Origin of the sequence: Streptococcus tangpeifui (assembly GCF_044503215.1) — a bacterium.
Taxonomy (GTDB): Bacteria; Bacillota; Bacilli; order Lactobacillales; family Streptococcaceae; genus Streptococcus; species Streptococcus tangpeifui.
The window spans coordinates 1,502,726-1,523,438 of sequence record NZ_CP172427.1 but is presented as its reverse complement, the minus strand read 5'-3'; the positions used below and the strand labels follow the sequence as shown (position 1 = coordinate 1,523,438).

Here is a 20,713-nt window from a genome sequence, read left to right as displayed (position 1 = left end):
TCAAACCACTTTCTTCAAAAATATATCAATATGTCGAATTAAACGCACTTACAACTTGGATAAGAAAGATAGACTGAAACTGGGGATAGATTGCCATAGGATTGCATCCCCTTCTATAAACCTTCACAATCTCTGATGCGTTCCTATAAGAAAACAGTAGACCAAGTCTTGACTTTACTCTCTCTTTAAGTTCCAGCTCAGGTTGAAATCCTCCGTTGTGGAATATTTCGGACCCGATTCTGCGTAGTTCACCAGACTCCACCAGTTTTCCAAACTATTGGCAAAGAGATGAGGAACCTAATCAATCACTGTCTAAGTAATAGTCACCGCATATTTTAAAGAATATGAAGCCATCCTGTTCTCTTTAATTACCTCCGTTTTATCATCATTTTTATTTTTTGGATTAACAGGAAATCCTAAGTATTAGATATAGTTAAAACTTATAACTGAACCTATTTCTATAGTTTCTAGCTATAGAAGAAGATAGAAAATCAAAAACCATAATTTATTGATTTAACAAGGAATATCTAGTATGATTTTTATCATCAAATAAAAAATAGATTATAGTTTTAAGTTAAGTAATTTCTTTATATTAACTTAAAACTATAAGGGAGGGTGCAATGACAAAAATTTCTAATTTAGGTTATCCGCGTTTAGGAGAAAATCGTGAATGGAAAAAGCTGATTGAATCTTACTGGTCCCAAAAAATTAGCCAGCAGGAACTGTTTGCAGGAGCAAAAGCGCTGCGCACAGATTTCTTGAAAAAACAGTTAAATGCGGGGTTAGATTTAATTCCGGTTGGTGATTTTTCCTTTTATGATCACATTTTGGACTTGTCTGTGCAGTTCAATATTATCCCTAAGCGCTTTTCTAAAGAAGCGGCAGATATTGATTTATACTTTTCTATTGCTCGGGGCGACAAGGAAAATGTCGCTTCCTCTATGAAAAAATGGTTTAATACCAACTATCACTACATTGTTCCTGAGTGGACAAAAAAACGTCCCAAACTGAATAATAATCGGCTTTTGGAACTTTATTTAGAAGCAAGAGAGATTGTAGGGGACAAAGCAAAGCCCGTTATCACAGGCCCTATTACCTATGTCGCTCTATCATCGGGCGTTGAAGACTTCACTGTAGCCGTAAAAAGTCTCCTACCGCTCTACAAACAAGTTTTTAAAGAGTTAGTTGATGCAGGTGCCGTCTATATTCAGATTGATGAGCCTATCTTTGTTACTGATGAGGGCACTGATTATCTTGAAGCAGCAAAAGGTGTCTATGGCTATTTTGCTAAGGAAATTCCTCAGGCTAAATTTATCTTTCAAACTTACTTTGAAGCTTTGATCAATGTCGAAATCCTGTCGCAACTCCCTGTTGCAGCTTTTGGACTTGATTTTGTTCATGGTCTGAAAGAAAATCTTGCTGCTTTGACTTCGGGACTTTTCAAAGATAAGGAAATCTTTGCAGGAGTGATTGATGGCCGTAATATCTGGAGTTCCGATTTTGTGAAGACTGCCGAACTTTTGAAGATTATCAAAGACAATGCTTCCGAGGTGACCGTCCAGCCTTCTTGTTCGCTCTTGCATGTCCCCGTAACGGCTAGAAATGAAACGGATCTTGAAGCTGTTTTGTTAAACGGTCTGGCCTTTGCTGATGAAAAATTGCAGGAAGTCAAACTTCTGACTGAAAAGCTGGATGGCCGAGAAACTCCCGCCTATCAAGAGCATATCGCTCATTTTGAAGCACTCCAGGCTGCTGATTTCAGAAATATTGAATTGGAAAATGCAGAGCAAGCAGCGACTAAGCGCATCAGCAGTTTTAAAAAGAGAAGAGATCTACAGCAGAAAAAACTACAGTTACCGCTTTTGCCTACGACAACCATTGGCTCTTTTCCGCAATCGCAGGAAATCAGACGGACACGCTTAGCTTGGAAACGCGGCAACATCAGCGATGAGGACTATCAAGACTATATAAATGCTGAGATTAAACGCTGGATTAAAATTCAGGAGGATTTAGATCTTGATGTTTTAGTTCATGGCGAATTTGAGCGGGTTGATATGGTCGAATTCTTTGGTCAGCAGCTGGCTGGCTTTGCTACGACGAAGCTTGGCTGGGTCCAGTCTTATGGTTCTCGGGCTGTGAAACCACCTATTATTTACGGAGATGTCCAGCATATTAAACCCTTGACTGTCCGTGAAACGGTTTATGCGCAGAGTCTGACTGACCGTCCGGTCAAAGGTATGCTAACAGGCCCAATCACGATTACTAACTGGTCTTTTGAACGCACAGACATTCCGCGAAGACAGCTCTTTGATCAAATCGGTCTAGCTATCAAAGACGAAATTAAGCTTCTAGAAGATGCCGGTATTGCTATCATCCAAGTTGATGAAGCTGCTCTTCGTGAGGGATTGCCGCTGCGCAAAGCTAAACAAAAAGCTTACCTTGATGATGCCGTTCGCGCTTTTCATATCGCAACATCGTCTGTCAAAGATGAAACGCAAATCCATACGCACATGTGTTATTCTAAATTCGATGAAATCATTGATTCTATTCGGGCACTTGATGCGGATGTCATTTCCATTGAAACCAGCCGCAGTCACGGAGATATTATCGAATCCTTTGAGACAGCAGTTTATCCGCTGGGTATAGGTTTAGGCGTTTACGATATCCACTCTCCGCGCGTGCCGACTAAAGAAGAAGTTATTGCTAATATTGAAAGGCCTTTGCGTAGACTGTCTCCTAAGCAATTTTGGGTCAATCCTGACTGTGGATTGAAAACCCGTCAGGAACCTGAAACGCTTGCTGCTCTTAAGGTTTTAGTTGCAGCAACCAAGGAAGTTCGTCGGAAATTAAGAAGTTAATTAAGGAGAGTATCCATGTCCAAATTGCTAGATAGACTAAAAACCGATATTTTAGTAGCTGACGGCGCTATGGGAACCCTTCTTTATGCTGATGGCTTGGAGTCCTGCCATGACTATTATAATATCAGCCATCCAGAACGTATATCAGCCATTCATAAGGCCTATATTGATGCCGGTGCTGATATCATTCAGACCAATACTTACGGCGCTAAGCGTCACCGCCTTAAAAGTTTCAGCTATGACAATGATGTTAAGTCAATCAATCAAAAAGCAGTTGAGATCGCTCGTCAGGCTGCTGGGGAAAGTGTTTTTGTTCTGGGAACAATAGGAGCTTCACGGGGGCTAAGACAGTGCGAGCTTAGCCTAGAAGATATTGTCAAAGAGACTGTTGAGCAGGCGCAGGTACTTTTAGAAACTGGGCAGCTGGACGGCTTGCTGTTTGAAACTTATTATGACAGGGAAGAGTTAGAGGCTGTTATAAAAGCGATAAGACCACTGACTGATTTACCCTTGATAACCAATATGGCACTTCATGAAGCAGGCATCACAGAAGATGGCCGTCCTTTGGTGGAAGCCCTTAGTCAATTGGTGATGTTAGGTGCCGATATTGTCGGACTGAACTGCCATCTGGGACCTTATCACATGATTCAGTCCCTCAAACAGGTGCCGCTTTTTGCACAAAGTTATCTGTCTGCTTATCCTAATGCCAGCCTTTTATCATTTGCTAGTGACAATGAAAAAGGACAGTATCATTTCAGTCAGAATGCGGACTATTTTGAATACTGCGCCCGACTATTTGTGGAAGAAGGAGTCCGTTTAATTGGTGGTTGCTGTGGAACGACTCCAGATCATATAAGAGCTATTAAGCGGGGTATCAAAAATTTAAAGCCAGTTGAACGTAAGACTATTACCCCGTTGATCACTGAAGAAGAACTCATCGATGAAATTAGTAAAAAAGAAACGTTAGCAGATAAGGTTAAAAAAGAAGTTACCATCATTGCTGAGATTGATCCCCCAAAAACCTTAGCCATTGAAAAATTTATTGAAGGTATTAAAGCCTTAGATAAAAAGAATATTGCTGCGATTACTTTAGCAGACAATTCCTTAGCCAAAACGCGTATTTGCAATCTCAGTCTTGCTTCTCTCTTAAAAAATGAAATAACAACGCCTTTTTTACTCCATGTTGCTTGTCGCGATCATAATATGATAGGTTTGCAGTCACGCTTGCTGGGAATGGATGTACTGGGTTTTAATCAACTTCTGGCTATTACAGGCGACCCCACAAAAATTGGTGATTTCCCCGGAGCTACTAGTGTTTATGATGCTACCAGTTTTAAATTACTTTCCCTAATTAAGCAATTAAACCACGGAAAAGGTTATAGTGGAGCCAGTTTAAAAAGGGCAACTCATTTTACAACGGCAGCAGCTTTTAATCCTAATATCCGTCAGCTCGACAAAAGCAGTCGCCTTATTGAACGTAAAATTAAAGCAGGCGCAGATTATTTTATTACACAACCTATTTTTAGCGAGGAAATTATCCATCAAATGGGACATTTAACAAAAGCTTATGACCAGCCTTTTTTCATCGGCATTATGCCTATAACTTCCTATAACAATGCCATTTTTCTGCACAATGAGGTTCCGGGCATTTATTTATCAGAAGTGTTTTTGGAAAAGTTAAAAGCCGTTAAGGATGACAAAAAGGCTTGTCAGGCCATTGCTTTGGCAGAAAGTAAGAAATTAATCGACTGCGCATTGGAGCATTTTAATGGAATCTATCTGATTACGCCCTTTTTACGCTATGATTTGACCTTGGGTTTAATTGACTATATTCAAAAAAAGAAAACCCGAATACAACACCAAGAGCAAAGAAAATAGGAGACATCAAAAAAACGAATGAGCCTGAAAGTCCAATGATAGGCAATCAGAATCATTCGTTTTTATCACGGTTAAACGTAAATTTTGTAAGAGTGTCTTAAACTATTTTCGTTTAACCTAACGATTAGTCCCTAAAAAAAGGATTGAAAGTTTTTTCATGGCCGATAGTGGTATCAAAGCCATGGCCAGGATAAACTTGGTAGTGGTTAGGAAGCGTAAAGAGTTCTTGGCGAATGGAGTCCAGAAGCTGCTGCTGATTTCCGGTTGGAAGATCCGTTCGGCCGATAGTTTCGCAGAAGAGGGCATCGCCAGAGAAGACAATCTCATCAGCTTTAAAAATGAGGGAGACGCTGCCCCAAGAGTGACCGGGCGTTGGAACAACTGTGAAATTAAAGCCAGCCAACTCGTAGGTCTGGCGATAACGGTAGAAGTGGTCAGCAGGCCTTGCTGTGACATTCGCCATATCATCGTGGCGGGAGAGGCCTGACAGGTTATCAACAGGGCTGGTTAACCAATCTGCCTCTTTTTCTGAGATGTAAGCTGGAGCCTGTCCAAACTCATCACGAACAGCATCCAGACTCATGATATGGTCATAGTGGGCATGGGTTAAAAGCACTGCTGCGACAGGCTTAGCCAAGTCATTTAGCTTAGTCAAAATGTCTTGATTATTGCTGCCGGGATCAATAACGAGAAGGGCTTGTTCATTTTCCAGAATATAGGTGTTTTCAAGAGCAACGTGATTTTTAATAGTATAAATTTTCATAGGGACCTCCATTGAATGGATTTGCCTTTATTATAACGCAGCCGCTGATAAAAGTCTTTAGCTAGAGATCTTTACCGGGAGAATTTTCAGAAAAATCTGTCAAAATAGCTTGAAAGATGGTAGAATAAAGGTAATGATAATAGAGGAGGCTCAAATGACAAGACCCTTAAATTTTGTAATGATTTCCCCTCATTTCCCAACGAACTTTGAACCCTTTGCCCATCGTCTAAGGGCCAATGGTTTTAACACTTTGGGAATTGCGGATACCCCTTATGAGGAACTGAGTGATAGCTTGAAAACTGCTTTAACCGAATATTACCGTGTAGATAATATGGAGGATTACGATCAAGTCTACCGAGCAGTAGCCTACTTTGCTCATAAGTATGGTCGTATTGACCGCATCGAATCTCACAATGAATATTGGCTGGAGTTAGATGCCCGTTTGCGGACAGACTTTAATGTTTTTGGATATAAAAATGATGATATGCTGTCCATTAAGACCAAACGGCAGATGAAAGAAATTTTCCGCCAAACTGGTATCAAGGTTGCCCGAGGAGAAGTTTTTCACAGTGATGATGAGGCACGCAATCTGGCTCAGGAGCTTGGCTTTCCAGTTATTATTAAGCCCAATTCAGGAGTAGGAGCTTCTGACACTTATAAGATTAAGTCACAAGCTGAACTGGAGGATTTTTTGAGTCACCAGACGCCCGGTGTTGAGTACATCATGGAAGAGTTTATTGACGGTGATATTATCACCTTTGACGGCTTGACTGACCATGATGGAAACATCGTCTTTTACTCTGGTTTAGAATACTCTGAAGCTGTCCTAGATACCTTAGACCATGATAATGACATGTTCTATTATATTCCGAGGGAATTTTCACCAGAGTTGATTGAGCTAGGAAAGCAATGTGTCAAGGCTTTCAACGTAAAAGAACGTTTCTTCCACTTTGAATTCTTCCGCGTTAAGAAAACCAAAGACCTTATGGCTCTTGAAATCAACTGCCGTCCACCAGGTGGCTTGACTATTGATATGTGGAACTATGCAGATGATTTTGATATCTTTGACCAGTATGCCAAGATTGTACGGGACAATCAATTTACCGCCGATGTTCAGCATCGTTATAATGTGGTTTATATCTCTCGTAAGGCCAATCGTAATTATGCTCATAGCTTAGAAGATATTCAAGCTCACTTTGGTGATCAGATTATTTTGATTCAGTCTGTTCCGGGTGTTTTCGCTCAAATCATGGGAGAAGTTGGTATCCTAGCTAGAACCCAAACTATGGATGAGCTCAGAGAATTAGTCAGTTATGCCCAAGCTAAGGTTTGAGATTTTTAGAAAGGAAACGGCAAGAGATTTTCATTATCTCCTGTTAGAGTAAGTTATGCATTTTGAAAGAAGAAGTCAGTGGTCGGGGGAACTTGGCCGTGAGATGTATTTTAATGTCTATGGTCATGCTGGTAAGCCGGTTGTTGTTTTTCCCTCATCGGGTGGCAGTCAGGATGAATACGGCGACTTCGGCATGATCGAGGCCTGTCAGGACTTTATTGACCGTGGCTTGGTTAAATTCTATACGCCAGATTCTTTTGATAATGAATCTTGGCTCTGTGAAGGAAAAACAGCTCATGATATGGCTTTGGCTCACGAAGCTTATGATCGTTATATCGTTAATGAATTGGTACCTCTGATTCGTTATGAATCTAACTGGACAGGGGGCATGATGGCGACGGGTTGCTCCATGGGGGCTTTCCATGCTATCAACTTTGCCCTGCGGCATCCGGATCTTTTTGATGTAGCTGTAGCTCAGTCCGGCGTCTATGATGCCCGTTTCTTTACGGGAGAATACTATGGCGATCCAGCTGTTTATTATAATTCACCTTTAGATTATCTCTGGAATCAGGAAGACTCTTGGTTCTTGGATCGCTATCGGCAGAATGCCTATATCGTTTCAGTTGGTCAAGGTGACTGGGAAGCTCCCCATATCGTTGATACCATGCGCTTAGAAGAAGCTTTTTCATCCAAGTCCATCCCCGGCTGGTTCGACTACTGGGGTAATGACGTTGCCCATGATTGGCCGTGGTGGCGTGTGCAGATGCCATACTTCTTAGGAAAATTAGAAGAAGACGGAAGGATTTAATTATAAATAAAAATGGGAGTGACAAAGAGAGAGTGGGACTCAATTAGTAAATTGTGATAAAATTACGATTTTGATTTTCTTCGCTCTCCCATTTTAAGGCTCAGGCCTCTGCCACTTTCTTGTTTTTAGGTGGCAGGCTTTGGCAGTCTATCCCCAGACTGCCAAAGTCCACTGGAGGATTTTGACACTTGCTTTGCAAGCAAGCTTTATTTCCCAATTAAAAGGGTCTACTAGACCTTTTTAACCCACCTCCGCACACCTCAAAAGATCTGGGAGGTCTTTTGAGGTTGGAAATAAGATGAACGATGACCATCACATTCGTTTAGGTTTTCCGCTTTGGCCTTGTGGCAAAAGGAAAATCAGCCAGCAGTGGTTTATTGGTGCTAAAGCACCTCATGAACTGTGCAGGGTAAAACTTCTTGGCATAGCCAACAAGTCTTACTTCCAATCATTGCGTCAAGCTGTTATTACTGCAAAAAAGATAAGGATGGAATACTTTTCCAACCTTATCTTTTATTCTTTTAACGTAAACTGTAAAAATTCAAGGAAATGGTTCGCCCAGTATTTTTCGTGGTGGATTTCATTAGCCATAACTCGCAATTGAATATGCTCCATAGGTGTTCCTGATTTGAGCAGAGATTGGTAGTAATGTAGACTGCAGTCAATGTAGGCTTGATTCATGTTAGGCGCGAAAGCTTCATCTACTTCGTCACCTTCCTTGGTGCCCACTTGAATATAAACCTTAGTATCTTTTTCCAGTGGGTGATTATTACAGTAACGTAAAAAATCACGTTCGCTGAACCAAGAAGCTAGTGAGAAGACTCCCAAACCACCAAAAACATCTGGATAGGCAGCTCCCATATAAGCAGTAATAATACCGCCCATGGATGAGCCGGCTAGCAGGGTATGCTCAGGGTCTGATTTAGTGCGATAGGTTTTATCGATAAAAGGTTTAACAATGTTGACTAGCCAGTCTCCGTAAGCCATGCCGTCCCCCCCGACACTGGCGGTTTCAGGCGTGGTACCGACATCTGTCATCCAAGGGGCATATTCATTGAGACGGTTGCCCTCGGCATTGTCAATTCCTACAACAATGACCTTAGGCAACTCCTTATGATTCTTGAGGGTTGGGATAATTTTCCAAGAGTAGCCGGAGAAGGATTCCTTGCTGTAAAAAATATTTTGGCCATCATGCATATAGAGTACAGGGTAGCTGGCCCAGTCTTCCTTAGCATAATCTTTAGGCAGAAGCACTCGGATACGGCGTTCTTCATCATAGTAGGGAACATGCAGGTAATGTTCTTCCATTTCCAGATAGTAATTGTTGAGTTTGGTAGGTCGCATAATCTGCCTTTCTCTGTTTATTTGTGCTTATTATAGCATAAAACAGCACTATCTAAAAAAGATTAAAATTTTTTAAACCATAAGGGAATGATTACAAATTCTTAAAATTGTAAGCCTTTTCTTGTCAATGAGAACAGAAAAAGATACAATAAGCTCATAAAATTTTGGAGGTTATGTTATGTCTAAAGTTGCTATTGTTACCGGAGCTGGTCAAGGTATTGGATTTGCCATTGCTAAGCGCTTGCACCAAGACGGATTTAAGATTGGAATCCTTGATTATAACGAAGAGACTGCTCAAGCAGCCGTTGAGCAATTGTCACCTGACACGGCACTTGCTGTTGTAGCAGATGTGTCTAAGCAAGATCAAGTGGCGGCAGCTTTTGATAAAGTTGTCGAACATTTTGGTGATTTGAATGTTGTAGTTAACAATGCTGGCGTTGCTCCGACAACACCTCTGGACACTATCACACCAGAGCAATTTGAACGGACATTCGCGATCAATGTTGGAGGTGTTATCTGGGGTAGTCAAGCTGCCCATAAGGTCTTTAAGAAACTTGGTCACGGTGGTAAAATTATCAATGCAACCTCACAAGCAGGTGTTGTTGGCAATCCTAACTTAACAATCTATGGTGGAACAAAATTCGCAGTACGTGGGATTACCCAAACCTTGGCGCGTGATTTAGCTGATGATGGTATTACAGTCAATGCTTATGCACCGGGTATTGTAAAGACACCGATGATGTATGATATTGCCCATGAAGTTGGTAAAAATGCTGGTAAGGATGACGAGTGGGGGATGCAGACCTTTGCTAAGGATATTACTCTTAAGCGTTTATCTGAACCAGAAGATGTGGCTAATGCTGTAGCCTTCCTTGCAGGTCCAGATTCTGACTATGTTACAGGTCAGACCATCATTGTAGATGGTGGAATGCAATTCCACTAATTTTAAAACAGTAAAAGCGACCTCTCTAGTTTAGGAGGTCGTTTTTCAATATAATTATTGAGCGATTTGCATGAGCAGAATAAAGAAGACAGCGATAGCATTGTTAATGACATGAATGCTATAACCAAATTCAATACGCTTGTTCATCATGGTAGTAAAGCCAATGACTAGCCCCATGCCTGCATAGGTAATCCAAAGTCCTAGGGACATCAGATTGTCAAGAGAAGACCACAGATGCAGTAGGCCAAAGAGAAAGCTGGTTACGATTAATCCCAGCCACTTCCAGCGGCCAAAACCAAAGAGTTTTTCAAAAAGACACTTGCGGAAAATAATCTCCTCAAAAATGGGAGCGAAGACTACTGCAAAGATGAAGTAGAGGTAGATTGGCATTCCAAGACTATCAATAGCTGCCTGATTAGCTGAGGTGGTTGTGTGGGTCATCAGCTGGTGAATAATGCCTCCAATTATTTTGATGACAAATAGGATAACCGTGCCGATACCAACATAGAGGGCGTACATATCCCATTTAATCTTTTTAAAGGTTATGGGTTCTTTTAAAAGTCGTAAGCTCAACCAAGCCAGAACGGCAACGGCGGTTAATCCCAGACTAGCTATCAAGGCAGGTCCTGTATGTGACAGTTGTTTGTGAGCCAAAAACAAGGTTTGAGCCAGAAAGTCAAGGAATAGAAAAGCAAAGGCTAGGCCAATCCATTTAAGTTTGTCGAGTAGGGTTTTCATGAGACCCCTCCAATCTGTTTGAATTCAGGATTTGGTCTGATTTGTCGTCAAATCTCAATTACCTATTACCTTAACGGAAAATGCAGAAGAAATCAAGTTGATTTGAAAGATTTTTGTAATTTGTAAACAAATACATCCGGCTGGTTAAGAATATTCAAAGAGTGGGACAAGCTCTAGCGTTGTGCAGTTCATGGAACAGTTGCACTGGCACAGCTGCTTTTGACTTTTGCCTTCAGTCTATCTAGTGTCTAACGGAAATACAGCAGCGCCTGAGTTAGGTTGGTAGGGTCAAGGGTTTTTGCTCAAGCTTCTACAAGTGCTTTAAATTTTTTTCATTTTTCTGCGGGTAATATGAGGTAGTCTTATCAAGAACTTTTAATTTCTGAAGCCACTCTAAGGTGTCGTATAGAGTGGCTTTATTTGTGTATCTTAGATTTACGACTTCTTTCCAACTCCTATTCATGCTATAATAGAAACACTATGACTGACAAGAAACTTGGACGAAAATATGCCGTGGTTGACTTGGAAGCTACCAGTGCTTCGACGACGGCTCAGATTATTCAGGTTGGGATTGTCATTGTTGAGCAAGGTCAAATCGTCCAGACCTATGAGACCGATGTCAATCCTCATGAGTACCTGACCAATCATATTATTGAGCTGACGGGAATTACAGACCAACAGCTGTCTAAGGCTCCAGACTTTTCTCAGGTGGCTGAAGAAATTTTTGATCTGATTAAAGATTGTATCTTCGTTGCCCACAATGTGAAATTTGATGCTAATCTCTTGGCAGAACAACTCTTTTTAGAAGGTTATGAATTGCGGACCCCCAGAGTGGATACAGTGGAATTATCACAGGTTTTCTTTCCTACTCTGGAGCGTTATCGTCTGTCGGATTTGGCCTGGCATTTAGAGTTAAATTTAGAACAGGCCCACACGGCTATAACCGATGCCTATGCTACCGCTCAACTTTTGCTCAAGCTTCAGGAAAAAATTGCTAGCTTACCTCGCTTAACGGTTGAACGGATTTTGGATTTTGCAGACCATTTGCTTTATGAGTCTCGTCTGGTAATCGACGAAATTTATGCTGGTATGGCAGCCGAAGTACCTAAGGAGTTTCTTGATGTCAATAATCTACTTGTGAGAAAAGTAGCTTCCTTGCTGCAAGAGCGTCATTTATCCGCGGATTTTGCGACCAATTTGGCTCTCTTGGATTTGGAAGATAGGCCAGCTCAGGCGACTTTTGCTCAGGCAATCAGCGATAATTATGACCGTCCCAAACCTCTTTTTATTCAAGCTCAGGCTGGGTTGGGGAAAACTTACGGCTATTTATTGCCTCTTTTGACCAAGGTTAGGAATGAAAAAATTATTGTGACAGTACCAACCAAGGTTTTGCAGGATCAAATCATGGAGCAAGAAGGGCAGCAGTTGGCTCAGGTTTTTCATGTCAATTTGCACAGTCTCAAAAGTCCACGAAATTACATCAAATTAGATGCTTTCGCTAAAAGTTTGGCCAAGGATGATAGTAATCGATTGGTCAATCGTTATAAGATGCAACTCCTAGTCTGGCTGACACAAACCCAGACAGGGGATCTTGATGAAATCAAGCAGAAACAGCGTTTTGAGGCCTACTTTGACCAAATTCGTCACGATGGCAATCTCAGCAAAAAATCTCCTTTTTGGGATTGTGATTTCTGGAAAATTTCTTACGAACGTGCTAAGCAAGCACGGGTTGTCATTACCAACCATGCTTATTTTCTGACTAGGGTTGAAGATGACAAGGAATTTGTCAAGGGGCAGGTGCTGGTAGTTGATGAAGCCCAAAAACTCTTTCTCAATATGGAGCAATTCTCCAGACGGCAGGTTAATCTCAATCAGGTTATGAAACACTTGCATGAGGCCTTGGAGCATCCAAACAATCATCTTCAAGGTCGAATTCTGGAGAGCCTCCAGTATGAATTGTCCAATTTAAACCAGCAATTTTATCAGAATAGGCAGCTAACTATTCCAGACTGTCAGGTTGAAAAAATTCGACAAGATTTGTTGGAGCTAGATGAGCCTGACTTGTTTGAACTCAAGGAGCTGTTTGCCCCTGTTTTTTCTGATTTTTGGCTCAGTCAGGATTGGTCTCAAGAACATCGTATCACTAAGCTGAATAGTGCTCGCCTGGATTTTATGAATCTCAAGGATTTTCTGCCAGAGACGGCCAAAACTTATTTTGTTTCAGCCAGTCTGGATATTAGCGAGCAGGTTTCCCTGCCTGATCTGCTAGGCTTTAAGGTTTACGATTATCAGCGATTAGCTCAAGAACGCCAGATGGGACAAGAAATCTGGCTGGATAGCTCTATGCCAGCTATTCCTGACTTGTCTGCTCAAGACTACGCCCAAGAAATTGCTAGCCGCTTGATAGAGTTAAGCCGACTGAATAAACCCATTCTGGTACTCTTCAATGCTAAAAAACCTATGTTCGATGTCTCTGAAAAACTGGATGAAGCAGACTTATCCCACCTCTGTCAACACAAGAACGGTCTGGCAGCTAATGTCAAGCGACGTTTTGATAAGGGGGAAGCAAGTATTCTCCTAGGAACAGGCTCCTTCTGGGAAGGGGTAGATTTTAACAATCAAGAGAATCTGATTGAAGTTATCACCCGACTTCCCTTTGATAATCCTGAAGACCCCTTCACAAAAAAGCTCAATCGTCAGTTGATCCAAACTGGAAAACATCCATTCTATGATTACAGCCTGCCGGTAACTATTTTGCGGCTTATGCAGGCTATTGGCCGCAGCAAGCGACATCAGTCTCAAAAGTCAGCAGTAGTTATTTTAGATAAGCGAATCTTGACTAAGGGTTACGGTCGTTTAATTTATGATACTCTTGCCCAGAGATTTCCTGTATCAGAAGGAAAATTTGTAAGAATATTGCCAGAATTGACTCATTTTTTCAAAAATATTTGATATAATAGATTCTATTAATGTATGAGAAGGTTGATCGTATGGAAGAGCCTAAAAAAAGGCATTTTTGGCGGTATTTTATCAGCGTTTTGCTAATCCTAGTCTTAGCTCTTGCCGGAGCTATTAGTTTCTTAATAGGGGCTACCAAGCCTCAAAAAGAAATGAAGACCGAGGCGATTAAGACAGCTAGACAGTACGCAGATTTCAGTTCTATTAGCACTGTTCAACAGTACAATGGCAAGGAAGTTTTTTATACAGTCTTTGGTCAGGATGAATCTGGCCAAAGGATTATGGTAACTATCAATAAAAAGCATTCTGGTCAAGTTTATGTTTATCATGCTGATCAGGGTATCAGTTCTAAGGATGCCCAAAGAGTAGCTAAGTCCAATGGTGCTGAAACCATCCAAAAGACAACCTTTGGCATGGCAGAAGGTGTCCCAGTTTGGGAAGTCCGTTCTGATGGTGCCTATTATCTTGTTAATTTTGAAACAGGTGATCTTATAAAAAGGGAGGGACTATGACCTATTTATCAAATCGTGTTTTAGAGATGGAAGAAAGTATTACCCTTGCTGCGGGGGCTCGTGCTAAAGAACTCAAGTCACAAGGACGTGATATTCTCAGTCTAACTTTAGGACAGCCTGATTTTGTAACACCCAAGAATATCCAAAAAGCTGCCATTAAAGCTATCGAGAATGGTCAGGCTTCCTTTTATACAGTCGCTTCTGGTTTGCCTGAGCTTAAGGCTGCTATCAATACCTATATGGAAAAATTCTATGGTTATTCAGTGGAGACCGACCAGATTGTGGCAGGAACAGGGGCAAAATTTATTCTCTATGCCTTCTTTATGGCTGTCCTTAATCCAGGTGATGAAGTGATTATTCCGACACCTTATTGGGTATCTTATGCTGATCAGGTTAAGGTCGCTCAGGGTCGATCTGTCTTTGTTCCAGCCAAGGAGGAAAATAATTTTAAGGTGACTGTTGACCAGCTAGAGGCTGCTAGAACAGATAAAACCAAGGTCTTTCTTCTCAACAGTCCATCCAATCCAACGGGGATGATTTATGAAGCTGATGAATTGCAGGCTATTGGCGATTGGGCTGTCCAACACGATATCCTGATTTTAGCTGATGATATCTACGGACGTCTGGTCTACAATGGGGCTGAATTTACACCGATTTCAACCTTGTCTCAGGCTATCAGGCAGCAGACTATTGTAATCAATGGAGCTGCCAAATCTTATGCCATGACAGGTTGGCGGGTTGGCTTTGCCGTTGGCAACCCAGAGATTATCGGAGCTATGGGTAAAATTATCAGTCAGACGACCTCTAATCTTACGACAGTTTCCCAATATGCAGCTATCAAAGCTTTTACAGGGGACCAGTCTACGGTTGAAAACATGCGGCAGGCCTTTGAGGAAAGGCTCAATACCATCTACCCTCTGCTCAATGAAATTCCTGGTTTCAAAACAGTCAAGCCACAGGGTGCTTTCTACCTCTTTCCAAATATTAAGGAAGCAATGAAAATAAAGGGTTACGATGATGTGACCGACTTTACCACAGCTATCTTGGAAGAAACAGGTGTTGCCCTAGTAACAGGTGCCGGATTTGGGGCACCTTACAATGTCCGACTCAGCTATGCAGCCGATTTGGATACGCTCAAGGAAGCTGTCCGTCGAATTAAAGCATTTATGGAGAAATAAAATGATTGATCATTTTGGGATTCAAGTAAAGGATTTGCAAGTTTCAAAACAATTTTATCAAAAAACGTTAGCGCCCCCTGGTTACGAATTGCAATTTGATAATGAGTACGTGGTTAGCTTTGGAGAAGCTTGTAGCACTGATCCAGGTGGCGACTTCTTGTTAGGAGTTGGGCAGCAAAAAGACCATGCACTTTGCTTTTAATGCCAAGACACATACGGAAGTAGATGCCTTTTATCAAGCTGGTTTGGTTGCTGGTGGTCAGGACAATGGTGCACCAGGATTGCGCTCGCATTACCATCCTAATTACTATGCAACTTTTTTGATAGATCCAGATGGAAATAATATTGAAGCTGTCTGCCATAAGGAAGAGTAAATTTTTGGCTCGAAAATAAAATATAGTAAAGTAAAGATAATAAAGAAAAGGGAAAAGAAATTAATGACTAAAGATTTAGTAAGCATTATTGATGTACCAAAGCATGTTGGGGAAGAGGTTACCATCGGTAGCTGGGTTGCCAACAAGTCTGGTAAAGGAAAGATTGCCTTCCTCCAACTCCGTGACGGAACTGCTTTTTTCCAAGGTGTCGCTTTCAAGCCAAACTTTGTCGAAAAATACGGTGAAGAAGTAGGTCTTGAAAAATTCGATACCATCAAGCATTTGAATCAAGAAACTTCAGTTTATGTGACGGGAATCGTCAAAGAAGACGACCGTTCAAAGTTTGGTTATGAGCTGGATATCACGGATATCGAAGTGATTGGTGAATCAAAAGACTATCCTATCACACCAAAAGAACACGGGACAGATTTCCTCATGGACAACCGTCATCTTTGGTTACGTTCGCGTAAACAAATGGCCATTATGCAAATCCGTAACGCCATTATTTATGCGACCTATGATTTCTTTGATAAAAATGGCTTCATCAAGTTTGACAGTCCAATCCTATCCGGCAATGCTGCTGAAGATTCAACTGAATTATTTGAAACGGACTACTTTGGTACTCCAGCCTACTTAAGCCAATCTGGTCAGCTTTACCTTGAAGCTGGTGCCATGGCTCTTGGACGTGTCTTTGACTTCGGACCTGTTTTCCGAGCTGAAAAATCTAAGACTCGCCGCCACTTGACTGAGTTCTGGATGATGGATGCAGAATATTCCTTCCTCAACCACGACCAGTCTTTGGATCTGCAAGAGGCTTATGTCAAGGCTCTGATTCAAGGAGTAATTGACCATGCTCCGCAAGCCTTGGAAATTTTAGAACGTGATGTTGACCTGCTTAAGAGCTATATTGATAAGCCTTTCAAACGTGTCACTTATGACGATGCGATTGATCTTTTGCAAGAACATGAAAATGATGCAGATACGGACTATGAACACCTAGAGCATGGTGATGATTTTGGCTCACCGCATGAAACTTGGATTTCAAATTACTTTGGTGTACCAACCTTTGTGGTTAACTATCCGGCCAGTTTCAAGGCCTTCTACATGAAGCCTGTTCCCGGTAAGCTGGACCGCGTCCTCTGTGCTGATCTTTTGGCTCCGGAAGGTTACGGGGAGATCATCGGCGGCTCGATGCGTGAAGATGATTACGATGCTCTCGTTGCTAAAATGGATGAGCTGGAAATGGACAAGTCAGAGTATGACTTCTATCTTGACTTACGTAAATACGGTTCTGTCCCCCATGGCGGTTTCGGCATCGGTATCGAACGGATGGTGACCTTCGTAGCAGGCACCAAACACATCCGTGAAGCTATCCCCTTCCCACGAATGCTCCATCGGATTAAACCGTAACGAAAGAGCAGAGCTAACCACTTGTGGTTTAGCTAGGTTCCTCACTAACACCGAAAATTCAGTATCATGACCGAATTTTCTTTACACCGTAAAATACTAGAGTGCTAAGCAACTTGAAGAAAAAATAGAAAGCCACCTGAAAAATCAATATTTTTTAGGTGGCTTATATTTTTTGTCAAAGAGATTCAATGTCTTCAATTGGTGATGAACAAATCAAAAGCGCAGCAAGCTGATATTAACGACCGATTATTTTGCTTTTCGGAGCGTATTCATTGGTACGTCAAGGTAAGAAAACGGTGTTTTGTTCCTTTTGTACGATTTTCTTGTCGCGCTATTGTTTTAATCTTCTGAATATTTTGCTATAATAGGAATATCGCGGGAGCATGGAACTCCCAAAAAATGATACTTGTCACCGCCAATCAGACGATGACCAATGATTGATTTGGAGGATAATAAATGACAACTAACGTAATGGCTAATTACAGCTATGGAGAAGACTGCTACCAAGAAATTCCCACGGTTCTCAAACCGTATGGTATTAAAAGTGTTGCTCTGATTGGGGGAAAGCGGGCCCTGGCTGCGACGGAGAGTGAAGTCCGAGCTATTTTAAGCAAGGCTGGCATTAAAGTGACAGGAAGTTTTGTCTATGGGGTTGATTCGACCCAAACTAATATTGATAAGCTGGTGGCTAATCCGGATGTGCAAAAGGCAGATGCCCTCTTTGGTTTCGGTGGCGGACGAGCTATCGATACGACTAAAATGGTTTCTAAGGCGTTAGATAAGCCAACCTTTACCTTCCCGACTATTTGTTCTAACTGTTCAGCCGGTACGGCTATTGCTGTTGTCTACAAGGATGATCACTCTGTACTCCGCTATGGTTACCCAGATTCACCCTTGCATATTTTTATCAATACTCGTGTTATTGCGGAAGCACCAAGTAAGTACTTTTGGGCTGGTATTGGTGACGGAATTTCTAAAGCTCCAGAAGTGGAGCATGCGGTAGCAGAAGCTAAGAAAAAGGGTTTAACTGAATTACCTCATACGGCAACTTTAGGGCATGCTGTTGCTCTGTCTTCCAAAGATGCTTTCTATGGCTATGGTAAGCAAGGACTGGAAGATGTTAAAAATAATAAAGCTTCTAAGGCAGTTGAAGAGATAGCTCTGGATATTGTTGTCTCAACGGGCTACGCTTCAAACCTAGTTAATCAGCCTGACTTTTATTACAATTCTTGTCATGCTCATGCCTTTTACAATGGAACAACGGCTGTTCAACGTCAGGGAGAATATCTTCATGGTGTTGTGGTTTCCTATGGTGTTTTGGTCCTTCATGCCTATTTCAAAGAACAAGACGAATTGATAAGAGTAGCGAAATTCAATAGAGAGCTGGGACTGCCAACTAGTCTTAAGGAGTTGGGCTTGACAGAAGCCGATATTCCAAAAATTGTCGAAGTGGCCCTAACGACCAATGAATATAAAAATACACCTTTTGATGCCGATAAATTTGCTCAGGCTATCCGAGACGTTGATAAACTGGGACAAAGTCTAGACTAAAAGAAAGTGTGATTTAGATGAAAACCTTCCATACCGATAATGCTCCCAAGGCCTTAGGCCCCTATGTTCAAGCTAAACAAGCGGGCAACCTTCTCTTTGCTTCTGGTCAGGTTCCTCTTTCCCCTGAGACAGGACAAGTAGTCGGAACTAGTATTGAAGCACAGACGCAACAGGTTCTTAAAAATATCAAGGCTATCTTGGCAGCGGCTGGGACTGATTTTGACCATGTGGTCAAAACAACCTGTTTCTTGAGTGATATCAATGATTTTGCTGCTTTCAACGATGTTTATGCGACAGCTTTCAAAGAAGAATTTCCAGCTCGCTCTTGCGTCGAAGTGGCTCGTCTACCTAAGGATGTCAAAGTAGAAGTTGAAGTAATTGCTTATTTAGACTAGATTATTAAAACCATGATTAAAGACCGCTGGTTCTTCAGCGGTCTTTAATAGACTCTTAATGGGTGATAAAAAAGAAGCCGTCACACCTATGTTTGACCACTTCAAGTTACAAGGCACAGTACGGGGAAAGAATAGGTAATATGACGCTTAAACAAAAACAGAAAAGTAGCTAATAGAAAGATGGCTGCCATTCACAGTGTGGTGAACTATTTCAATGCTAAAGACTTTTCCATCATGGCTCAAGTTTATTATAACCGAAAGAAACAGCTTGAGTTATGAGCTAGATTAATTTGTGGTTTTATCATGTTGAGAAAAATCAGTTTCTGATGGTAGTTGCGAAAGAAAAAATTAGTCAACTTTTGCAGTATAGGCTCACCTTCTAGCTAAGCTCAGACTTTGAGACTTAGGTCGGTCCCGATAGATTTTATCTCAGCCTATCTTATCAGTATTTTTAATGGGACTCTTATTGGTGGATTAATGCTGGTTTTGCCATACCAGTAAAGGGTGAACCTACTTGATCATTCCCAAATTAGCCATGCTTACCTGCTAATTATGGAGCTATTATCAACCACACGGAAGCTTGTTGTCTATCCTCTAAAGGTTATTTTTGCTATAATAAACTGGTAAAGAAAGAAGGTCAAGCTATGCCAGAAGACAAGCTCGTTTACGATGCTTTAAACCATCACCCCTACCACTTAACAGAAGGGGTCTTTCTATCGGAAATTGATGGCCGACTCAAACATCTGATTACGCACGATCATCCTCATTTGGAGGACGGTGATTTTATCTCCAACAAAGACCTCCTCCATTACCGCTTACTCTTTCTCAATCGAACGATTGAACGGGCTCAGGATAAAAATGACCGTGTGCGTGAGACCGTCTATCAGGTTTCTAAGAATAAAGACTACCAGACTGTTGATGTGCCCGAAGCTTGGGACCGCAAGGTAACCTTTGGCCAGCGGATAGCTGATGATGTTGCTCGTTTTGGTGGTTCGTGGACCTTTATTATCAGCTTTACTCTCTTTATGGCAGCCTGGATGGCTATCAATGTTTATCAGCCCTTTGGAATTCATTTTGATGCCTATCCTTTTATTTTGCTCAATCTGGCTCTATCAACTCTGGCAGCTATTCAGGCTCCCCTGATTATGATGAGCCAGAACCGAGCTTCTGATTATGATCGCTTCCAGGCCAAAAATGATTTTAATGTCAATAAAAAATCTGAGGAAGGTATTCGCCTACTCCACACCAAGATGGACCACTTAGTTCAGCAAGACCAATCAGATCTTTTGGAAGTGCAGAAATTGCAAACTGAAATGTTAGCTTCTATTACCCAACAGTTGGATAATTTGCAACGGACCAATTATGAGCTTAAGGAACAGCTAATCACAAAAAATCCTTCCTAATTAAAATAATTGGCAAACTTTTGGGTAAAAGCAGAAGAAAAGTTAAAAAAATAAAAACTTCCAACTTTTATTTACTCCTGCATTTTCAGGATTTGGCTATTTAGTCCGCTGACTGTCTGATCTGGCATTTGGTGCAATAAGGATAAGAACAGCGCGTCTTCTTAGTCAATATGTGAAAGGCTAATACTAAAGCTTTTCTCCTGTCAACTGCTGCCCTAAGATTTAATTATAGTAAAAACGGGACTTAATAAGCTTTTGTCCCAACCC

The 20,713-nt window shown here is 41.5% G+C and carries 15 protein-coding genes and 1 pseudogene; 13 read left to right on the top strand and 3 right to left on the bottom strand.

The window, feature by feature from the left end; genetic code table 11:
• Positions 1–620 precede the first annotated feature (620 nt).
• Both metE and ACFSN5_RS06990 read left to right on the top strand, forming a co-directional pair.
• Positions 621–2,858, top strand: coding sequence for a 5-methyltetrahydropteroyltriglutamate--homocysteine S-methyltransferase (metE, locus tag ACFSN5_RS06995; protein WP_165210170.1), 2,238 nt, complete (start codon positions 621–623; stop codon positions 2,856–2,858).
• A 15-nt stretch (positions 2,859–2,873) separates the two neighbouring features.
• Complete coding sequence (locus ACFSN5_RS06990) at positions 2,874–4,736, top strand: bifunctional homocysteine S-methyltransferase/methylenetetrahydrofolate reductase (RefSeq protein ID WP_165210173.1); 1,863 nt, start codon at positions 2,874–2,876, stop codon at positions 4,734–4,736.
• Between the two features lie 124 nt (positions 4,737–4,860).
• On the opposite strand, the gene ACFSN5_RS06985 is transcribed toward ACFSN5_RS06990, so the two are convergent.
• Positions 4,861–5,499: an MBL fold metallo-hydrolase gene (locus ACFSN5_RS06985; protein ID WP_165210176.1), complete on the bottom strand. Its 639-nt coding sequence runs from the start codon at positions 5,497–5,499 to the stop codon at positions 4,861–4,863.
• Between the two features lie 154 nt (positions 5,500–5,653).
• Between ACFSN5_RS06985 and ACFSN5_RS06980 the strand changes: the two genes are divergently transcribed.
• Together ACFSN5_RS06980 and ACFSN5_RS06975 are read left to right on the top strand one after the other, a co-directional pair.
• Positions 5,654–6,832: an ATP-grasp domain-containing protein gene (locus ACFSN5_RS06980; RefSeq protein WP_165210179.1), complete on the top strand. Its 1,179-nt coding sequence runs from the start codon at positions 5,654–5,656 to the stop codon at positions 6,830–6,832.
• A 55-nt stretch (positions 6,833–6,887) separates the two neighbouring features.
• Positions 6,888–7,640 carry an esterase family protein gene (locus ACFSN5_RS06975; RefSeq protein WP_165210182.1) on the top strand — a complete coding sequence of 251 codons (753 nt, stop codon included), beginning with the start codon at positions 6,888–6,890 and terminating at the stop codon, positions 7,638–7,640.
• Positions 7,641–8,153: 513 nt separating this feature from the next.
• Here the strand turns inward: ACFSN5_RS06975 and ACFSN5_RS06970 are convergent.
• On the bottom strand, positions 8,154–8,984 hold the full coding sequence (locus ACFSN5_RS06970) for an alpha/beta hydrolase (protein ID WP_165210185.1): 831 nt from the start codon (positions 8,982–8,984) through the stop codon (positions 8,154–8,156).
• A 178-nt stretch (positions 8,985–9,162) separates the two neighbouring features.
• Between ACFSN5_RS06970 and ACFSN5_RS06965 the strand changes: the two genes are divergently transcribed.
• Positions 9,163–9,927 (top strand): (S)-acetoin forming diacetyl reductase, encoded by a 765-nt coding sequence (locus ACFSN5_RS06965; RefSeq protein ID WP_165329112.1) that lies wholly within the window; start codon positions 9,163–9,165, stop codon positions 9,925–9,927.
• Between the two features lie 54 nt (positions 9,928–9,981).
• Here ACFSN5_RS06965 and ACFSN5_RS06960 read toward each other — a convergent pair whose 3' ends face one another.
• On the bottom strand, positions 9,982–10,665 hold the full coding sequence (locus ACFSN5_RS06960; RefSeq protein ID WP_165210191.1) for a CPBP family intramembrane glutamic endopeptidase: 684 nt from the start codon (positions 10,663–10,665) through the stop codon (positions 9,982–9,984).
• 480 nt (positions 10,666–11,145) lie between these two features.
• Between ACFSN5_RS06960 and ACFSN5_RS06955 the strand changes: the two genes are divergently transcribed.
• The 8 genes and pseudogenes from ACFSN5_RS06955 (at position 11,146) to ACFSN5_RS06920 (ending at position 20,446) form a co-directional block, all read left to right on the top strand.
• Positions 11,146–13,617, top strand: coding sequence for a bifunctional DnaQ family exonuclease/ATP-dependent helicase (locus tag ACFSN5_RS06955; protein ID WP_165210194.1), 2,472 nt, complete (start codon positions 11,146–11,148; stop codon positions 13,615–13,617).
• 38 nt (positions 13,618–13,655) lie between these two features.
• Positions 13,656–14,135, top strand: coding sequence for a cell wall elongation regulator TseB-like domain-containing protein (locus ACFSN5_RS06950; protein ID WP_165210197.1), 480 nt, complete (start codon positions 13,656–13,658; stop codon positions 14,133–14,135).
• Positions 14,132–15,313, top strand: coding sequence for a pyridoxal phosphate-dependent aminotransferase (locus tag ACFSN5_RS06945; protein WP_165210200.1), 1,182 nt, complete (start codon positions 14,132–14,134; stop codon positions 15,311–15,313). Before ACFSN5_RS06950 ends, ACFSN5_RS06945 begins: the two co-directional genes overlap by 4 nt.
• A gap of 1 nt (position 15,314) precedes the next feature.
• Positions 15,315–15,687, top strand: a pseudogene (locus ACFSN5_RS06940) (VOC family protein).
• 63 nt (positions 15,688–15,750) lie between these two features.
• A complete protein-coding gene (asnS, locus tag ACFSN5_RS06935) occupies positions 15,751–17,097 on the top strand; it encodes an asparagine--tRNA ligase (RefSeq protein ID WP_165210203.1) in 1,347 nt (448 codons plus the stop codon).
• Between the two features lie 456 nt (positions 17,098–17,553).
• Positions 17,554–18,648, top strand: coding sequence for an iron-containing alcohol dehydrogenase family protein (locus ACFSN5_RS06930; protein ID WP_165210206.1), 1,095 nt, complete (start codon positions 17,554–17,556; stop codon positions 18,646–18,648).
• 17 nt (positions 18,649–18,665) lie between these two features.
• Entirely contained in the window at positions 18,666–19,043 is a 378-nt protein-coding gene (locus tag ACFSN5_RS06925) for a RidA family protein (RefSeq protein ID WP_165210209.1), read from the top strand.
• Positions 19,044–19,687: 644 nt separating this feature from the next.
• Positions 19,688–20,446: a DUF1003 domain-containing protein gene (locus ACFSN5_RS06920; protein WP_165210212.1), complete on the top strand. Its 759-nt coding sequence runs from the start codon at positions 19,688–19,690 to the stop codon at positions 20,444–20,446.
• The last annotated feature ends 267 nt before the right edge of the window (positions 20,447–20,713 follow it).

Bases quoted from the DNA above. Each gene is read 5' to 3' on its own strand.
- ACFSN5_RS06965 (WP_165329112.1), top strand. From the start codon at position 9,163: ATGTCTAAAGTTGCTATTGTTACCGGAGCTGGTCAAGGTATTGGATTT.
- ACFSN5_RS06975 (WP_165210182.1), top strand. From the start codon at position 6,888: ATGCATTTTGAAAGAAGAAGTCAGTGGTCGGGGGAACTTGGCCGTGAG.
- ACFSN5_RS06930 (WP_165210206.1), top strand. From the start codon at position 17,554: ATGACAACTAACGTAATGGCTAATTACAGCTATGGAGAAGACTGCTAC.
- metE (WP_165210170.1), top strand. From the start codon at position 621: ATGACAAAAATTTCTAATTTAGGTTATCCGCGTTTAGGAGAAAATCGT.
- ACFSN5_RS06925 (WP_165210209.1), top strand. From the start codon at position 18,666: ATGAAAACCTTCCATACCGATAATGCTCCCAAGGCCTTAGGCCCCTAT.
- ACFSN5_RS06990 (WP_165210173.1), top strand. From the start codon at position 2,874: ATGTCCAAATTGCTAGATAGACTAAAAACCGATATTTTAGTAGCTGAC.
- ACFSN5_RS06960 (WP_165210191.1), bottom strand. From the start codon at position 10,665: ATGAAAACCCTACTCGACAAACTTAAATGGATTGGCCTAGCCTTTGCT.
- ACFSN5_RS06970 (WP_165210185.1), bottom strand. From the start codon at position 8,984: ATGCGACCTACCAAACTCAACAATTACTATCTGGAAATGGAAGAACAT.
- ACFSN5_RS06980 (WP_165210179.1), top strand. From the start codon at position 5,654: ATGACAAGACCCTTAAATTTTGTAATGATTTCCCCTCATTTCCCAACG.
- ACFSN5_RS06955 (WP_165210194.1), top strand. From the start codon at position 11,146: ATGACTGACAAGAAACTTGGACGAAAATATGCCGTGGTTGACTTGGAA.
- ACFSN5_RS06945 (WP_165210200.1), top strand. From the start codon at position 14,132: ATGACCTATTTATCAAATCGTGTTTTAGAGATGGAAGAAAGTATTACC.
- ACFSN5_RS06950 (WP_165210197.1), top strand. From the start codon at position 13,656: ATGGAAGAGCCTAAAAAAAGGCATTTTTGGCGGTATTTTATCAGCGTT.
- asnS (WP_165210203.1), top strand. From the start codon at position 15,751: ATGACTAAAGATTTAGTAAGCATTATTGATGTACCAAAGCATGTTGGG.
- ACFSN5_RS06920 (WP_165210212.1), top strand. From the start codon at position 19,688: ATGCCAGAAGACAAGCTCGTTTACGATGCTTTAAACCATCACCCCTAC.
- ACFSN5_RS06985 (WP_165210176.1), bottom strand. From the start codon at position 5,499: ATGAAAATTTATACTATTAAAAATCACGTTGCTCTTGAAAACACCTAT.